The sequence below is a fragment of the Streptomyces sp. TLI_105 genome (assembly GCF_900105415.1).
Lineage (GTDB): Bacteria > Actinomycetota > Actinomycetes > Streptomycetales > Streptomycetaceae > Streptomyces.
In genome coordinates this window covers 2,056,707-2,072,059 of the sequence record NZ_FNSM01000001.1, presented here as the reverse complement: position 1 = coordinate 2,072,059, position 15,353 = coordinate 2,056,707, and the positions used below count along the sequence as shown (strand labels likewise).

The 15,353-nt window shown below is 73.0% G+C and carries 15 protein-coding genes; 2 read left to right on the top strand and 13 right to left on the bottom strand.

The genetic code is table 11. The features are described 5' to 3' along the window. Window positions 1-13 precede the first annotated feature (13 nt). A complete protein-coding gene (gene rpsR, locus BLW86_RS09455) occupies window positions 14-250 on the top strand; it encodes a 30S ribosomal protein S18 (protein WP_093873614.1) in 237 nt (78 codons plus the stop codon). A gap of 372 nt (window positions 251-622) precedes the next feature. On the opposite strand, the gene BLW86_RS09445 is transcribed toward rpsR, so the two are convergent. Continuing rightward, the gene (locus tag BLW86_RS09445) at window positions 623-1,327 is read right to left on the bottom strand and encodes a Clp protease N-terminal domain-containing protein (RefSeq protein ID WP_093873613.1); all 705 of its coding nucleotides are present in this window, start codon (window positions 1,325-1,327) and stop codon (window positions 623-625) included. 494 nt (window positions 1,328-1,821) lie between these two features. Here BLW86_RS09445 and BLW86_RS09435 point away from each other — a divergent pair, with 494 nt between their 5' ends. Continuing rightward, window positions 1,822-2,481 (top strand): phosphatase PAP2 family protein, encoded by a 660-nt coding sequence (locus BLW86_RS09435; protein WP_093873611.1) that lies wholly within the window; start codon window positions 1,822-1,824, stop codon window positions 2,479-2,481. A 7-nt stretch (window positions 2,482-2,488) separates the two neighbouring features. Here the strand turns inward: BLW86_RS09435 and BLW86_RS09430 are convergent, their stop codons facing one another. The 12 genes from BLW86_RS09430 to BLW86_RS09375 are packed head-to-tail and all read right to left on the bottom strand — an operon-like array spanning window position 2,489 to window position 15,352. Continuing rightward, window positions 2,489-3,808 (bottom strand): glutamate-1-semialdehyde 2,1-aminomutase, encoded by a 1,320-nt coding sequence (locus BLW86_RS09430; RefSeq protein ID WP_093873610.1) that lies wholly within the window; start codon window positions 3,806-3,808, stop codon window positions 2,489-2,491. Window positions 3,809-3,815: 7 nt separating this feature from the next. Beyond that, window positions 3,816-4,367 carry a dTDP-4-dehydrorhamnose 3,5-epimerase gene (gene rfbC / locus BLW86_RS09425; protein ID WP_093873609.1) on the bottom strand — a complete coding sequence of 184 codons (552 nt, stop codon included), beginning with the start codon at window positions 4,365-4,367 and terminating at the stop codon, window positions 3,816-3,818. Then, window positions 4,364-5,638 carry a polysaccharide pyruvyl transferase family protein gene (locus tag BLW86_RS09420; RefSeq protein WP_093873608.1) on the bottom strand — a complete coding sequence of 425 codons (1,275 nt, stop codon included), beginning with the start codon at window positions 5,636-5,638 and terminating at the stop codon, window positions 4,364-4,366. The genes rfbC and BLW86_RS09420 overlap by 4 nt, the downstream gene beginning before the upstream one ends. Beyond that, window positions 5,635-6,600 (bottom strand): glycosyltransferase family 2 protein, encoded by a 966-nt coding sequence (locus BLW86_RS09415; RefSeq protein WP_093873607.1) that lies wholly within the window; start codon window positions 6,598-6,600, stop codon window positions 5,635-5,637. Before BLW86_RS09415 ends, BLW86_RS09420 begins: the two co-directional genes overlap by 4 nt. After that, window positions 6,597-7,886 (bottom strand): MATE family efflux transporter, encoded by a 1,290-nt coding sequence (locus BLW86_RS09410; RefSeq protein WP_093873606.1) that lies wholly within the window; start codon window positions 7,884-7,886, stop codon window positions 6,597-6,599. Before BLW86_RS09410 ends, BLW86_RS09415 begins: the two co-directional genes overlap by 4 nt. A 5-nt stretch (window positions 7,887-7,891) precedes the next feature. Further along, window positions 7,892-9,181 (bottom strand): DUF4910 domain-containing protein, encoded by a 1,290-nt coding sequence (locus tag BLW86_RS09405; RefSeq protein WP_093873605.1) that lies wholly within the window; start codon window positions 9,179-9,181, stop codon window positions 7,892-7,894. Further along, window positions 9,169-10,194: an NAD-dependent epimerase/dehydratase family protein gene (locus BLW86_RS09400; protein ID WP_093873604.1), complete on the bottom strand. Its 1,026-nt coding sequence runs from the start codon at window positions 10,192-10,194 to the stop codon at window positions 9,169-9,171. The genes BLW86_RS09405 and BLW86_RS09400 overlap by 13 nt, the downstream gene beginning before the upstream one ends. A 3-nt stretch (window positions 10,195-10,197) precedes the next feature. Beyond that, window positions 10,198-10,845, bottom strand: coding sequence for a PIG-L deacetylase family protein (locus BLW86_RS09395; RefSeq protein ID WP_093873603.1), 648 nt, complete (start codon window positions 10,843-10,845; stop codon window positions 10,198-10,200). Beyond that, entirely contained in the window at window positions 10,842-11,636 is a 795-nt protein-coding gene (locus tag BLW86_RS09390) for a glycosyltransferase family protein (protein ID WP_093873602.1), read from the bottom strand. The genes BLW86_RS09395 and BLW86_RS09390 overlap by 4 nt, the downstream gene beginning before the upstream one ends. Next, window positions 11,633-12,883 carry a class I SAM-dependent methyltransferase gene (locus tag BLW86_RS09385; RefSeq protein ID WP_093873601.1) on the bottom strand — a complete coding sequence of 417 codons (1,251 nt, stop codon included), beginning with the start codon at window positions 12,881-12,883 and terminating at the stop codon, window positions 11,633-11,635. Before BLW86_RS09385 ends, BLW86_RS09390 begins: the two co-directional genes overlap by 4 nt. Then, window positions 12,880-14,091 carry a glycosyltransferase family 4 protein gene (locus tag BLW86_RS09380; RefSeq protein WP_093873600.1) on the bottom strand — a complete coding sequence of 404 codons (1,212 nt, stop codon included), beginning with the start codon at window positions 14,089-14,091 and terminating at the stop codon, window positions 12,880-12,882. Before BLW86_RS09380 ends, BLW86_RS09385 begins: the two co-directional genes overlap by 4 nt. A 7-nt stretch (window positions 14,092-14,098) precedes the next feature. Beyond that, entirely contained in the window at window positions 14,099-15,352 is a 1,254-nt protein-coding gene (locus BLW86_RS09375) for a hypothetical protein (RefSeq protein ID WP_093873599.1), read from the bottom strand. Between the last annotated feature and the right edge of the window lies 1 nt (window position 15,353).

Here is a 15,353-nt window from a genome sequence, read left to right as displayed (position 1 = left end):
AGGAGACGCCGCCATGGCCCGACGCACCGACCCCCGAGAGCCCGTCAAGTCCCGGCCCAACCCGCTCGACGCGGCCGGCATCACGTACATCGACTACAAGGACACCGACCTGCTGCGGAAGTTCGTCTCCGACCGCGGCAAGATCCGCAGCCGCCGCGTCACCCGCGTGACCGCCCAGCAGCAGCGAGCCCTCGCCACCGCCGTCAAGAACGCGCGCGAGATGGCCCTGCTGCCGTACGCCGTCCGCTGACGGCACCCGCCCGCCCGCACGAGGGCGCTCGGCCCGCTGAGCTCGGCTGCTACCTTGCGGGCCCGGTCCTCACCGCTGGTGTAGTGCAACGCCAGCCGGTAGCCACGGTGGTCGAGGACCAGTGCCACGGCGGCGCCGAGCGCTCCCGAAGCGCCGGTGACGAGAGCGACACGGCCGTCGGTGCCCGCCGCCACCAGACCGGCACTCCCGTACGCGCGCCGGCCGACCGGCGCGGCGCGGGGGCATCCGGGCGGGGTGTCGCCTTCGACCGGCTCCACCTCGCCCGGAGCTCCCGTTCCGTACCCGTGCCGTTCCCGTTCCGGGACCCCACCGCTGTCGGCCGGCGTCCGCGGACGGACGCGGTCGGTTCCGCTACGAGGCGACGGACGATTCGTCGGCGGCTTCCGCCACGAAACGCTCGGCCGCCGCCGCGTCGACGCCCAGCGAGGACAGGACCCCGGCGCCGTCCTCCTGCTCCAGCAGCCCCAGCAGGACGTGGCCGGTGCTGACACTGTCCTGGCCGAGCCGCAGGGCCGCCCGCGGCGCCAGTTCCAGCGCCTTCTTCGCGTGGGCGTCGTACGGAATCAGCACCGGATCGGCGTCGCTGCGCGCCGGCAGGGCGGCCACCGCGGCGTTCCGCGCCTGGTCGAGGTCGATGCCCTGCGCCCGCAGGGCGCCGACCGCACTGCCCTCGGTGCCGAGCAGGCCGAGGAAGACGTGCGCGGGGACGATCTCGGCGTTGCCGGCCGCCTTGGCCTCGTTCATGCCGGCGATGACGGCGCTGCGGGCGGGCTGGGAGAACTTCTCGAAGGCGTTCGACGGCTTGGCGTCGGGCTTGCCGACGAACCGCTTCTGGGCCGCCTGCCGGGTGACGCCCATGCTGCGGCCGATGTCGGTCCAGGACGCGCCGGAACGACGGGCCTGGTCGACGAAGTGGCCGATGAGGTGGTCGGCGACCTCGCCGATGTGGTCGGCCAGCAGGATGGCGCCGGTGAGCTGGTCGAGTGCGGTGGTGTGGTTCTCGGTGATCGCCGTGATCAGCTCATCGAGCTTGATCGGCGGAGTGATCTGCGTCATGGTGTCAACCTTAGGTTGTCAGTCGGGCGGCGTCAACCCGAGGTTGTCACTTCTCTCGCTCGATCCCTGCCTCGCCGCCCACGGCAGGGACACCCGGATGTACGCCACCTGGACCAGCCAGGCCGCCGAGGCCCACTGAGAAACCTCGCGAGTCCCGCTCCCGGCCGCGGAGCGGGCCGCGAGCGTCCGGGCCGCGGGCACGAGGACACGGGCCGGCCCCTCTCTGCGCAATCGTGCTCGGCAGGGTCGGTCGGGCGCCGGATCGTGGGCCGGTACGTCCTCGACGGCCGTGAGGTCGACAGCGGTGCCCTTACGGACCGGACCGCCGCCGACGGGCCCGGCGCTCGACCCCGGTTTCGAGAACCCGGACGACTGACGCCGAGGAGGCGGGCGCCGGCCCGTGTGCGGCTGCCTGCCCGTCCGCGCCCGCCTTCTTGAATAGGGTGGCAAGTGTCGGTCCAGGGGCCGGTGTTGCGTCCGGAGGGTGGGGGAGAATGCGGCGTGGGCGGGTGAAGGGGGCTTCTGCTGCCGTGGTGTGGCCTTCGGCGGTACGGGTGGGGCTCGGAGGGATCGCGGGTCTTGCCGCGGTGGTGGTCGCCGCACTCGGGGTGCTGTACGCCGGCGACGGTCAGCCCGGTGTGGTGGACGCACGGGTCTGGACGGTGGTCGGCGGGGTGGCGTCGCCTTGGCGGGACGTCGCTCTGGGCTTGGACTTCCTGGGGGAGCCCGTGGGCGCGGCCGCGCTCGTCCTGGCCGCCGTGATCGGGTGCCTGCTGCTTCGGTGGCCTCGGGCGGCCGTGCTCCTCGGTGTCGGGGTCGGTGTGGCCGTGGGGGTGGCCAGGCTGCTCAAGTTCCTGGTGGGGCGCACCATTCACGGTGACAACCTGTCTTTTCCGAGCGGGCACACCGCCTTTCTCACCGCCTTCGCCGTTGTGGTGGCGCTGCTCCTGGCCGGGCGGCTCGGCCTCGGCAGGACGGTGGGCGTGTTGTTCGTGTTCACCGCGGCGCTCGTTGCCGGCACCGCCATGGGCTGGGCGCAGGTCGTCCTGGGCGCGCACTACCCGACCGACGCCCTCGGCGGCTGGTGCACCGCGCTCGCGGTGGTGCCGGCGGTCGCGTGGGGCGTCGATCGGGTCGTCGACTCCGGTCGGTGACGTCGCGTCATGCTCGGCGGCGGAAGACCGGTTTCACCGGTCGGCCCGCCAGCCAGGGAGTCGGGTCTCCGGCGTCCAGTGCCTTCCGGTACACCGCGCAGGCCTGGGACACCACGTCGACGGTGTGGTCGATGTCGGTGTCGTCCAGCGCGCTGCTCACCACGAACGACGGGGCCAGTACCCCGCCCGAGAGGAGTCGCCGCAGGAACAGGGTGCGGTACTCCTGAGAGGGCTGTCCGTTCTCGTCGAGGGTGGCGAAGACCAGGTTGCTGGCCCGGCCCCGTACGACCACGTGGTCACCGACGCCCATGGCGGTCGCCGCTTCGCGGACCCCGGCGGCCAGGCGCTCGCCGAGGGCGTGCAGTCGGGCGGTGACGCCCTCTTCCGTGTAGGTGGTCTGCACGGCCATCGCGGCCGCCAGGGAGTGCGTCTCCGCGCCGTGCGTGGTGGAGAGGAGGAACACCCGGTCGCCGGAGTGACGCAGGCCGCCCCACTCCATCAGCTCGCGGCGGCCCGCCAGCGCCGAGACCGCGAAGCCGTTGCCCAGCGCCTTGCCGAAGGTGGAGAGGTCGGGGACGACTCCGTACAGGCCCTGGGCGCCCGCCTCGGACCAGCGGAAACCGGTGATCATCTCGTCGAAGACCAGGACGCAGCCGTGCCGGTCCGCCAGTTCGCGCAGGCCTGCGAGGTAGCCGGGCGGCGGCTCGGCGTGGGTGGCGGGTTCGAGGATCAGGCAGGCTATCTCGCCCTCGTGGCGGGAGAGGAGCTCCTCCGTGGCGGGCAGGTCTCCGTAGGGGAACGTCACCGTGAGGTCCGTGGCCGGAATGCCCGCCGACATCGGTGTCGTGCCGATGAACCAGTCGTCGACCGAGAAGAACGGGTGGTCGGCGCAGAGCGCCACCCGCGTGCGTCCCGTGGCCGCGCGGGCCAGGCGTACCGCCGCCGTGGTGGCGTCGGAGCCGTTCTTCGCGAACTTCACCATCTCGGCGGTCGGGACGGTGGCGAGGAAGCGCTCCGCCGCCTCGGCCTCCATGATCGACGGCCGGACGAAGTTGCTGCCCCGGTCGAGTTCCCGCCGCACCGCCTCGATCACGCGCGGGTGGGCGTGGCCGAGGCTGACCGACCGCAGGCCGGAGCCGTACTCGATGTAGCGGTTGCCGTCGACGTCCCACACATGGGCGCCGTGGCCGTGGCTGATGACCGGGGCCAGGTTCTCGGGGTACTGGTCGTCGCCCTTGGCGTAGGTGTGCGCGCCCCCGGGGATCAGGGCGTGCAGGCGCTCGTTCGCCCTCCGCGACCCGGGGAGCTCGAACTCTTCGGTGTCCACGCCGACCTCACTTCTCTCCGTGCTTCAGGACCTCGGCGAGGCTCGGCGCCTCCCGGTCCCGTGGGGACATCGACGTGACCGGCAGCGGCCAGGGGATGGCGAGCTCCGGGTCGTCGAAGGCGATCGTCACGTCCTCCGTCGGATCGTGCGGGCGGTCGATCCGGTAGGAGGTGTCGGCGGTCTCGGTCAGCGCCTGGAAGCCGTGCGCGCAGCCCGCCGGGATGTACAGCGTCGCCTGCGTCTCGCCGGACAGCTCGAAGAAGGCCCGGCCCAGGTACGTCGGCGAGTCCGGGCGCAGGTCGACGACGACGTCGAAGACCTTCCCGTACGAGCAGCGCACCAGCTTGGCCTCGCCCTCGCCGGAGCGCAGGTGCAGGCCGCGCAGCACGCCCCGGACCGAGCGGGACAGGCTGTCCTGGACGAAGGCGGCCGGGTCGATGCCGACCGAGCGGACCACGTCGGCGTCGAAGGTGCGGCAGAAGAAGCCGCGCTCGTCGGCGTACGGCGTCGGTTCGAACAGGTATGCGCCGGCGATCTCCGGGACTTCGGTCGCTTTCATGGAGCCTTCCGCGTGGTGGGGGTGGTCGTGGGGAACAGGGCCGCCGTCAAGGCGGTGAACTGGTGGTCGAGTCGCCGGGCGGCGGTCTCGTTCCGCTCGGTGAGCGTCTGCCGCAGCTCCGCCGAGCGTTTCTCCAGCTCCCGGAACTGTTCGAGCAGCCGGTCGGCGTCGACCTCGCGCGCCGGGTGGCAGTACTCGGCGAGGCCCATCTGCGCCATGAGGGCGTCGCTCTTCGCCGCGTAGGTGACCGCGAGCACCGGAGTGCCCGTCTTCAGCGCGCAGATCAGGTTGTGGTAGCGGATCGCCACCACCGTGTCGGCAGCCGCCATCTCCTTCATCAGATCGGCCAGTGAGGCCGTCTCGGCGGCGGTGACCAGCGGCGAGTCCACCGCGCCGAGGATCGCGGCGACCACCGTCGCGTCGACGTCGTCGCCGGTGAGCAGCCGGACCGGCCTGCCGTCCTCGACCAGCGCGCGGACGAAGCGGATCGTCCCGTCGAGGTAGCGCCGGTGGATCTCCTCGGCCCGGGCACGGTCGTCGTTGCCGCCGTGGAAGGCCATGACGCCGACGCAGACCGGACCCGGCGTGCCCGCCGGGGCGGGGGCACCTCCCTGCTCCGGGGGTCCCTCCCGGCCGGAGGCTGGGGGAGAAGCCGGGCGCTCGGGGGACGGCGGCGTCGGCAGGGAGAACGCGAGGTCCGGATACACCTCGTCGCGTGCGGTGTCCACGCCCATCGCGCGCATGGCGTCGCGGGACTGGGCGTCCCGGTACGAGCGGTACGCGGCGAGCCGCGCCGACCAGCGGACCAGGGCCCGGGTCGGCCGGTCGCGGATCGCGGCGGCGCCGACGCCGACGAGCGCGACCGGGGTGCCGAGGAGCCGGCCGGCCGCGCAGAGCAGGAACAGCGAGTACGGGAAGCCCCACGGCCGCAGGGGCAGCGTGGCCTCCAGGACGCCCATGCCCGGGACGATCACCACGTCGTGCCGGCGCACCCAGGCGGCGGTGCGGAAGACGTCGACGAGCTTGCCCAGGCCCTTCCCCGCGATCGCGCCCGCGCGCGACGCGGTCCGGTACTCCCCGCGGTACCAGTGCAGCCGGGTCGCGGGGATCCCGTACCGGGCCGTCACGGCCTCGGGCCCGCCGCACAGCGCGTCGACGAGCGCCTCGGGGTGCTCGGCGCGGAGGTACCCGAGGACGGCCTCGAGCGATCCGTCGTTGCCGAGGTTGCCGGAGCCGAGCAGGCCGAAGACCCCGACGCGCACGCGCGTCACGCCTGATCCCCTTCACGGACTCCACGGCCCTCGCGTCCGGCGACGAGGGCGTCGAGGGAGACGGCGAGCCGGGCCGGGTCGACCGGTGCGCGGTCCTCCACCCGCTCGCCGGCCCCCGGCCGGGCCCGGCTGGACATCCACGCGGCCAGGTGGCCGTAGCACGCGCGCCGGTCGGCCACGGACAGCGGCGCCCGCCGGATCGCCGAGACGAAGCCCAGGACGTACTCGGCGAGCAGCCGGGGCGTCGGGTGCAGCGGGCCCGCCCGGCGCGGGTCCAGGTTGACGCACCGGGAGCGCTTGGAGGGGTTCGCCCGCTCGGCGCGGGTGGGGTGGTCGCGACGGAAGTACAGCAGCTCCGGCACCTGGTGGAAGGGCCCGTGCAGGCCGATCTCGCAGACGAACGTGCGGTCCGCGTGGTGGTAGCTGTCCATCGGCTTCACCCGGCGCAGCACGTCGGCCCGTATCACCCCGTAGAAGTCGTCGCCGCCGGGCTCGAACAGCATGCTGCGGAAGCGCTCCGGCGCACGCCGGGAGGCGGTGGCGAGCTTGTACTCGTACGGGACCTTCACCTGGCCGTCGGCGTCGATGACCGCCTGATCGGCGTGGGCGAGGATCACGTCCGGCCGCTCGTCGAGGGCGTCCACGCAGCGCCGCAGCAGGTCACGCGCGTACAGGTCGTCGTGCGAGGCCCACTTGAACAGTTCGGTGCGGCACTCGGCGAACAGCCGGTTGTGGTTCGGCGTCGCGCCGATGTTCCGGGGCAGCCGGAGGTAGCGGATGCGCGAGTCCCGCGCCGCGTACTTCCGGCAGATGTCCCGGGTCCCGTCGGTCGAGGCGTTGTCGGAGATGACCAGCTCGAAGTCCTCGTAGGTCTGGCCGAGCAGGGCGTCGAGCGATTCGGCGAGGTACTCCTCGCCGTTGTACACGGGCAGGCCGACGGTCAGCCTGGGTCGGGCGGTCATGAGGTCCTCACTTCGGGGATGGAGTTCCGGTGGCGCTCGCGCAGGGCGGAGCGCAGCTGCAGCCACCACACGGCCGAGCCGGCGGCGGTCGCGGCGGCGACGCCCCAGGCCGAGCCGACGGTGCCGGCCACGACGGCCCCGCCGAGCCCGCCGGCGACGTAGCAGGCGGAGGCGAACAGCTGGGCGCGCAGGCTGCGCCGGGCCGCGCCGAGCGCGCGCAGCCCGGCCGCCGCGCCGGTGCCGAGGCCGGCGCCCGCGACGCCGAGCGTGGCCGGCACGATGAGTTCGGAGGCGGAGGGCCAGACGCCGCCGAGCACGAGCTCGCCGAGCCGGTCCGGTACGAGCAGCAGCGCCGCGCCCCAGAGCAGCGCGGCGACGGCCTGCCCGCCGCCGAGCAGGAGGCAGAACCCGCCGAGGCGGTGCGGGGCCCGGCGCAGCACCCGTGCCGCCTCCGCGACGGTGACGAGCGACAGTCCCATCAGCAGGGCGAGGAACGGGCCGAGCAGGAGCTCGGCGCCGCGGACCGCGCCCACCGCGCCGACTCCGACGATCACGCCGAGCCCGTATGACCGCAGCTGGCCCGCACCGCTGAGGCTGCCGTTCTCGACCAGGTACCGGTAGCCGAGATCGCGCTGCTCGCGCAGCCACCCGCGCGCCTCGGTCGTCCGGGGCCGGACGCCGGACTGGAGCAGGCCGTACGCCGCGGCGACCGCGGCGGACGCGCCCCAGGCGAGTACGAAGGCGGCCACGCTGTCCACGCGGGCCGCCACGACCAGGGCCGGGACGAGCGCGACGCCCCACACCAGGTCGTTGACGAACGCCTTTCGGCCGGCGCCGGCGGCGAAGAAGGCGAACCGCCAGGCGTCCTGCAGCAGCAGCCCCGGCAGGACGACGCCCAGGCAGGCGAACGCTGCCCCCACGCCGCCGCCGAGGGCGAGCCCGACCAGCAGGCACACCGCGCCGACGGCGGCACCGACGGCGAGCGAGGCGCCCGTCGACCGGGCCGCCGCCCCGCGCCAGACCGTGTGCGACACGCCGCTGAAGCGCACCACCAGCGGATCGGTGGCGAGCCCCCGGGAGGCGCCGAGCACCACGCCGTAGGTCACCCACGCGAGGCTGAACACGCCGAAGGCGGTCACCCCCAGCGAGCGCGCCACGTAGAACCCCACCACGAAGTTGGACATGCTGGAGGCCGCCTGGTCGGCCAGTCCCCAGGACAGCCGGCCGACGACGGCCCGCCGGACGGAGCGGGCCGGTGCCGTCGTCTTCTCCTCCTCGGTGGTCATCGGAGTCATGCCTTGATCAGCCCGGCGGCGCCCAGGGCGTCGGCGGCGGCGACGACGGTGTCGAACGGCAGCCCGGACCGCTCGGCGACGTCCAGCAGACCGTGCTCGCCGTCGGAGAGGTTGAGCACCCAGAGCATGGCCATCTGGGCCTGCTTGGTGTCGCTGCGGCCGCCGAGCGCGTCGTACAACCCCCGCCGGCCGAGCTGTGGTTCGCCGTAGGGACTGAGGTTGAGGTAGCGCCGGTTGCGGTCGAGGACGGCGAACGCCTCGCGGCAGACGGCGAGCGTGTCCGCCATCGCCTCCGGGGAGACGAAGTCCGGGTTGTCCGCCGAGGTGTGGTACTCGGGATAGCCGGCGTACGGGGTACGGGTGAGCGAGCCCACGCCGAGATCGAAGCCGGGCGAGCAGAACTGCCGCTCGTCGTAGCCGTACGGAGTGAACTCGACGATGCTGTGCGGCCGTTCGGAGGCTTCGAGCACGTGCCGCATCACCCGGTCGATCTCCGCGTCGCCGCGCCGGCTCCGCTTGTACGTCAGGCTGCCCCGGTCGCCGGCGCAGGCCAGTACGAGGCCGTGCTTGACCCGGTCGATCCGCTCCTTGTTCCGGGCCAGCCAGGTGATCGCCCCGATGGTGCCGGGCGCGAAGAGGAACCGGTACGTGTAGTACGGCGTCCCCTCCGCGAGCGCCCGGGCGAGGAACGTCGCCACCGCGATGCCGGCCAGGTTGTCGTTGGCCAGCGACGGGTGGCAGACGTGGCAGGAGACGATCACCTCGTCGGCGACCTGGCCGGGGACCACGTGCTCGGCGTAGGTGAGGTGGCCGTCGGCGAGCGTGGAGTCGACGCACACCTCGTACTCGCCGTCCGGCAGCGCGTCCAGGGTCTCCTGGGCCAGGCAGAAGCCCCACTCCGGCTTGTAGTAGCTGGTGCGGTACGGCACCCAGGACGGGTGGTCCGGCAGGGTGTGCAGGTGCCCGCGCAGCTCGCTCAGCGGCATGGTCGCCGACACCGGCACGCTGTAGCCGAGCACGTGCAGGCTGGACGCGGCGAAGTCGACGACCCGGTTGCCGGCCGGGTCGGCGACGTACGCGTCCCGGATGTTCCACTCCTGCGGCACCGTCCAGTCCAGCACCTGCGTCCCGGTCGGCACCTCGTGCACCTCCAGCGGGAGGTACTCCCCGACGATCTCCAGGGTGGCGCGCACACCGTCGCCCGTGATGCTCCGGCACAGCGGGTACAACCGCTCCACCAGCGCGTGCATCTCCTCCCCGAGATCGGCCGCCGTCATCGGCGCCACCGCAGGGTGTCGTCGACGGCGCCGGTGTCGGAGGCCGCGCGCAGCACGGCGAGACGGGTGAAGCGCCGCTCGAAGTCCTCCCGGGTGAGACCGTGCTTCCGGTAGGCGTCGGCGAGTTCCAGCGCCCCCCGCTTCACCGTCCACTCGCAGTCGAAGCCGGGGATCGCGGAGCGGAACCGGGAGAAGTCCACCCGGTACGACCGCGGATCGGCGCCGGTCTCGCCGGTGATCACCACCTTCGAGCCGTCCACCGCCTCGGCGACCTGCGCGGCGATCTCGGCGACCGTGACGTTGTTGACCTCGCTGCCGATGTTGAACGCCCGGTCGTGCACCGCGTCCCGGGGCGCCTCGAGCGCGGCCGTGAAGGCCCGGGCGATGTCGGCGGCGTGCACCAGCGGGCGCCAGGGGGTGCCGTCGGAGAGCACGAGCACCTCGCCGGACAGCAGCGCGTGGCCCACCAGGTTGTTCAGCACGATGTCGGCGCGCAGCCTGGGGGAGTAGCCGAAGGCGGTGGCGTTGCGCATGTACACCGGGGTGAAGCCGTCGTCGGCCAGGGCGTGCAGGTCGTCCTCCACCCGCACCTTGGACTCCGCGTACGGCGTCACCGGCCGCAGCGGGGCGTCCTCGGACACCAGCTCGTCGCCGCCCGCCGCTCCGTAGACGGAGCACGTCGACGCGTACAGGAAACGCTTCACCCCGGCCTCGCGGGCCAGCCGGGCGAGGCGCACGGACGCGTGGTGGTTGATGTCGTAGGTGAGCTCCGGCGCCAGCGATCCCAGCGGGTCGTTGGACAGCGCGCCCAGGTGGATCACGGCGTCCACCCCGGCCACGTGCTCGGCCGTGACGTCGCGCAGGTCCACCCGGTGGCCCGCCGGGTCCGCCGGCGCCGGGCCGAGCACACAGTCGGCGAACAGGCCGGAGTCGAGGCCGACGACCTCGTGCCCGGCGGCGGTGAGGACGGGAGCCATGACGGTGCCCAGGTAGCCCTGGTGTCCGGTCAGCAGTACGCGCAAGGTTCAATCCCCCAGGTCGAGAGTGAGTTTGGTGACGGCGAACGCCTCGGCGTAGCGCGCGTGACATTCGATGCCGCGGATCCGGGCGAGGCCGAGGAAGGCCTCCCGGTCGTACCAGGGCCGGTGCCGCTGCGAGGGGTAGTGCTCCTGCAGCAGCCGCACCTTCTCCTCGGCGATCTCCGGCGACAGCGGCTGGTACGCCACCGGGCGGCCGAGATCGGCGTCCCACTTGACGATCTCGTAGCCGAGCACGAGATGGTCGCGGAACGCGGTGGACATCAGCTTCGCCAGGGTGCGGTGGTCCTGGTGCGCGTCCTCGGTGCGCGGGGCCAGGATCAGATCCGGCTCGGTCCGCTCGCGCAGCTCCTCGACCGCCGCCTTGGCCTCCTCCCAGTGCGCGGGCAGCCGGCCGTCCGGCAGCTTGAGCACGGTCAGCCGCAGGTCGGCACCCGGGCAGAAGGCGGCGAGCGCGGCCCGTTCCTCCTGCTCCCGCTCGCCGCCTCCGCCGGAGAGCACCAGCGCGTCGACGCGGATGCCCGGCCGCGCGAGGCACAGCGCGAGGAGCGTGCCGCCGGTGCCGATGGCGATGTCGTCGCAGTGGGCGCCCACCGCGACGATCCGGTCCAGGCGCCCGGCGCCGAGGCGGATCAAGCGGTCACCCCCGTGGTGTTCCGTTCCCACACGGCCCACGGGCGGTCGCCCCGGGCGTAGGCCTCGTCGAGCGCGGCCCGCTCCTTCACGGTGTCGGTCGGCTTCCAGAAGCCGCGGTGCTGGTGCGCCACGAGCCGGCCTTCCTTGGCCAGGCCGGCGCAGCCGTCGGCGACCAGGTCCCCGCCCTCCGGTATGTGGTCGAAGACCTCCTGGCGGAGCACGAAGTAGCCGCCGTTCTCCCACAGCGGCAGTTCGCTGACGGCGGTGATGCCCCCCACGAGCCCGTCCTCGCCCAACTCCACGCAGTGGAAGGAGGACTGCGGCGGCACCACCATCATCGACGCGCCGGCGTCACGCCGGGAGAACCGCTCGATCATCTCCGGCAGCGGCGCGTCGGTGAGCACGTCGGCGTAGTTGGCGAGGAACATCTCGTCGCCGTCCAGGTGGTGCCGCACCCGGCGCAGCCTCTCCCCGATCGGCGACTCGATGCCGGTCTGGGCGAACGTGATCGTCCAGTCGGATATGTCGGTGGACAGCAGCTCGGTCCGGCCGCCGCGCAGCACGAAGTCGTTTGACGTCGTCTCCTCGTAGTTGAGGAAGAAGTCCTTGATGTGGTGCGCGCCGTATCCGAGACACAGGATGAACTCCGTGTGCCCGTAGTGCGCGTAGTAGCGCATGACGTGCCAGATCAGCGGGCGCGGGCCGACCATCGCCATCGGCTTGGGCACGTCGTCCGCGGCGCCGCTCCGCATCCGCATTCCGTAACCGCCGCAGAACAGGACGACCTTCATGCTGTGACCTCTTTCGCGGGCACCTCGACGATGCTCAGTTCCGGGATGGGGAAGACGAGGCGGCCGCCCCAGTCGCCCACGAAGGACAGCTGCTCGACCAGTTCGGCCCGCAGGTTCCACGGGAGGACGAGGACGTAGTCCGGCCGGTCGGCGGCGATCCGCTCGGGCGGCAGGATCGGGACTCGGGTGCCCGGGGTGAACCTGCCGTGCTTGTAGGGGTTGCGGTCGACCGTGTACGAGAGCAGGTCGGGCCGGATGCCGCAGTGGTTGAGCAGCGTGTTGCCCTTGCCGGGGGCGCCGTAGCCGACGACCGTCTCGCCGCGCTCGGCCGCCTCGATGAGGAAGCGCAGCAGGTCCCGGCGCACCTTGGCCACCCGGTCGGAGAACTCGGTGTACCCGGACAGGTCCTGGAGCCCGGCGGCCTTCTCCCGGTCGAGGACCTCGGCCACACGCGCCGTGGGCTCGCCGGCCACCTCCGCCGGCCGGGCCCACAGCCGGATGGAGCCGCCGTGCGTGGGCAGCAGCTCGACGTCCACGAGCGTGAGTCCGCCGCTCGCGAGCGCCCGGGCCGCGGACGCGACCGTGTAGTACTGGAAGTGCTCGTGGTAGATCGTGTCGTACTGGTTCTCCTCGATCAGGGTCAGCAGGTGCTGCACCTCGATGGAGACCCAGCCGTCGTCGGCGACCAGGGCGCGCAGCCCCTGGGTGAAGCCGACGACGTCGGGGATGTGCGCGTACACGTTGTTGGCGACGACCAGGTCCGCCGGGCCGTGCTCGGCGCGGACGGCCGCGCCCGTCTCCGGGCTCAGGAACTCGGTGAGCGTGGGCACACCGGCGCCCCGCGCCGCGGCGCCGACGTTCACCGAGGGCTCGATGCCGAGGCAGCGGATCCCGCGGTCCACCACGTGCTTCAGCAGGTACCCGTCGTTGCTCGCGACCTCGACCACGAAGGCGTCGCCGCCGAGGGCGAGCCGCTCCACGGCGGCCGCGACGAACGTGCGCGCGTGCTCCACCCAGGAGGTCGAGTACGAGGAGAAGTACGCGTACTCCTTGAAGGTCTCCTCCGGCGTGATCAGCGGAGGGAGCTGCGCGAGCCAGCAGTCGGTGCAGACCCGCAGGTGCAGCGGGTACGCGGGCTCCGGCCGGTCCAGTTCGTCCGCGGCGAGAAAGCTCTCGCACGGCGGCGTCGCCCCCAGGTCGACGACGCTCGTGAGCGCCGCCGAGCCGCAGAGTCGGCATCGTGTCATTTACTGCCCCCCATTGATTCCGCCCGCACCGCGATCGCGGTGCGGTACTCCTCCAGCAGGCGCTCCAGCCCGACGGCCGGGCTGAAGCGCTGCTCGTACCGGCGCCGGGCCGCCAGCCCCATCTCCCGGTTCCGGGCCGGCGCGGCCGTGATCAGGCGCAGACAGTCCGCGAGCGAGGCGGCCTCGCCCGGCCGGTGCAGCAGCCCGGTCACCCCTTCGTCGACGAGTTCGACGAAGGCGCCGTGCCCGGCGGCGACGGCCGGGACCCCGGCCGCCATCGCCTCGGCGACCACCAGGCCGAAGGTCTCCCTGGCCGTCGAAGGGGCCACCACGGCGACCGACCGTGCGAGGGCCTGCCGGCACTCCTCCGGGTCGTACAGGCCGACGTACCGCACGTCGTCCCGGCCCTCCGCCCAGGCGGCCACCTCACGCTCCAGCGGCCCCGCGCCGGCGAGCACGAGCGGCACGCCCGCCCCGCCGTCCGCCGCGAGCTCGTCCCACGCGGCCATGAGCAGCCGTACGCCCTTGGGCTCCGCGAGCCGGCCGAGGAAGAGCAGGTGCTCGCCGGTGCCCGTCCGACAGGTGCCCGGGTCGGGCACGAAGTTGTGCTTCACCGCGAGCCGTTCGGCCGGCATGCCGGACCGCACCAGGATGTCGCGCTGCGCCGCGGAGATGCAGAAGAAACGCTCCACGCCGGACCACCACCGCCGCCGGTTGACCGACAGGCTGACCGCGAGGGGAACCGTCGCGAGCCGGGAGTTCCGGTAGCAGCCGTGCCGGACGGCGGGCAGCGACGCCGTCGACCCGACGCACTCGGTGCACGGCCTGCCGTCCCGGTGCAGCGTGCCCGGCGGGCAGACCTGGGTGTAGTTGTGCAGCGTGGCGACGACGGGCACGCCGGCGTCGGCGCAGGCGGCGAGGACCGCCGGCGACAGGAGCGGGAAGACGTTGTGGACGTGCACCACGTCCGGCCGGTCGGCGCGGAGCCGGGCGGCGAGTTCCGTGCGGACCGCCGGGTTCCACGGCACGAGGAGTGGCACCGCGGCCTTGCCGAGGAGGGACCGGCCGGCGATGTCGTCGCTGCGCCGCTCGAACAGGTCGACCCGGTGGCCGGCCGCGCGCAGCAGCGCCACCTCCTCGTCGACCACCCTGTTCTCCCCGCTCGGCTGCGCCGAGGAGTAGCGGTTGTGCACCACCAGGACATGCATGCTCAGATCACCTCCGGGCCCATCGCGGGACACGTCGTCGGGGAATGTCGGACCTCTGACGAGGAATGCCGGCCGCCGGGAGCGGCGCGGCCGCGGCGGGCGCCGCGAGCAGCGAGGCGGCCAGGGCCAGGTGCAGCAGATACGCCGAGGCGTCGCCGAGACCCACCTCGGTGTACGACGAGATCGCGCAGTAGCTGATCAGGAAGATCGCGCAGGCCCTCGACAGCGACGGCGGCCGCAGCAGCGCGATGCCGCCGAGCGCGAGGAGGAACGCCGCCACGATGCCGACGCCGAGCAGCCCCTGCTCGTTGTAGACGGCCAGCCAGCTGTTGTCGATCGGCAGCCCGTCCCACGACTTGTCGCCCAGGCCCAGGCCGAAGACCGTCTCCCCGGTCGTCCGGGGCGCCGAGAGGAGGGAGTCCCACACCTTCGCCCGGCCGGTGAGGTTGGAGAAGTTCTCCTGGCTCTGCCCGCGCAGGAACCAGGCCCGCAGCGCGGAGCCGAACACCACCGCGGCCACCGTCGCGCACAGCACCGCCCAGGCGAAGAACTTGCGCGCGGCGGCACTGGTCAGGAAGAGCGAGCCGATCGCCAGGACCAGACCGATGATCATGCCGAGCGTCGCCGTTCGGGTGTGGGTCATGGCGAGCAGCACGAACGACGGCACGACGACCACCGCCGCGCCGGCCAGGGTGGTCCGGCGGCCGAGGAGCAGCAGCACGGAGAGCCCGATGATCACCGCGGAGTACTGCCCGATCTGCGGCGGCGTGAGCGGCCACAGCGCGCCCACGAGACGCCCGCCGTAGTACTCGGGCATGGCCGTGCCCGGCGAGACGACCAGTCCGGCGGCCACCAGGACGAGCACCGCGAAGTACCACCGGATGTGGAGGTGGACGAACCGCAGGCTGCCGTCCCACCAGCGGCTGAGCAGCCACAGCGTGCCGACGAAGAGCGCGAGCCGCGCGCAGCGGAACAGCGCGCCCGCCCCGGCGTCCACACTGGAGATCAGGCTCGGCACGAGCAGCAGGGTCAGCAGGAACACGAACGCGCTGGGCCGGATCCGCAGCGGCCGGTTGACCGTGAGCGCCAGCGTGAACGCGCCGACCAGCGCGCCCATCGTGACCATCTGGATCAGGGAGCGGGGGATCGGGACGATCGTCTTCGCCCCGGCGGAGCCCAGCACGTTGAGCGCGAGGAGCGCCCAGGCGATCCCGACCGCCTTGGGGGCGCGCTCCGTGCCCGCCCCGATGTCCGTACGCATC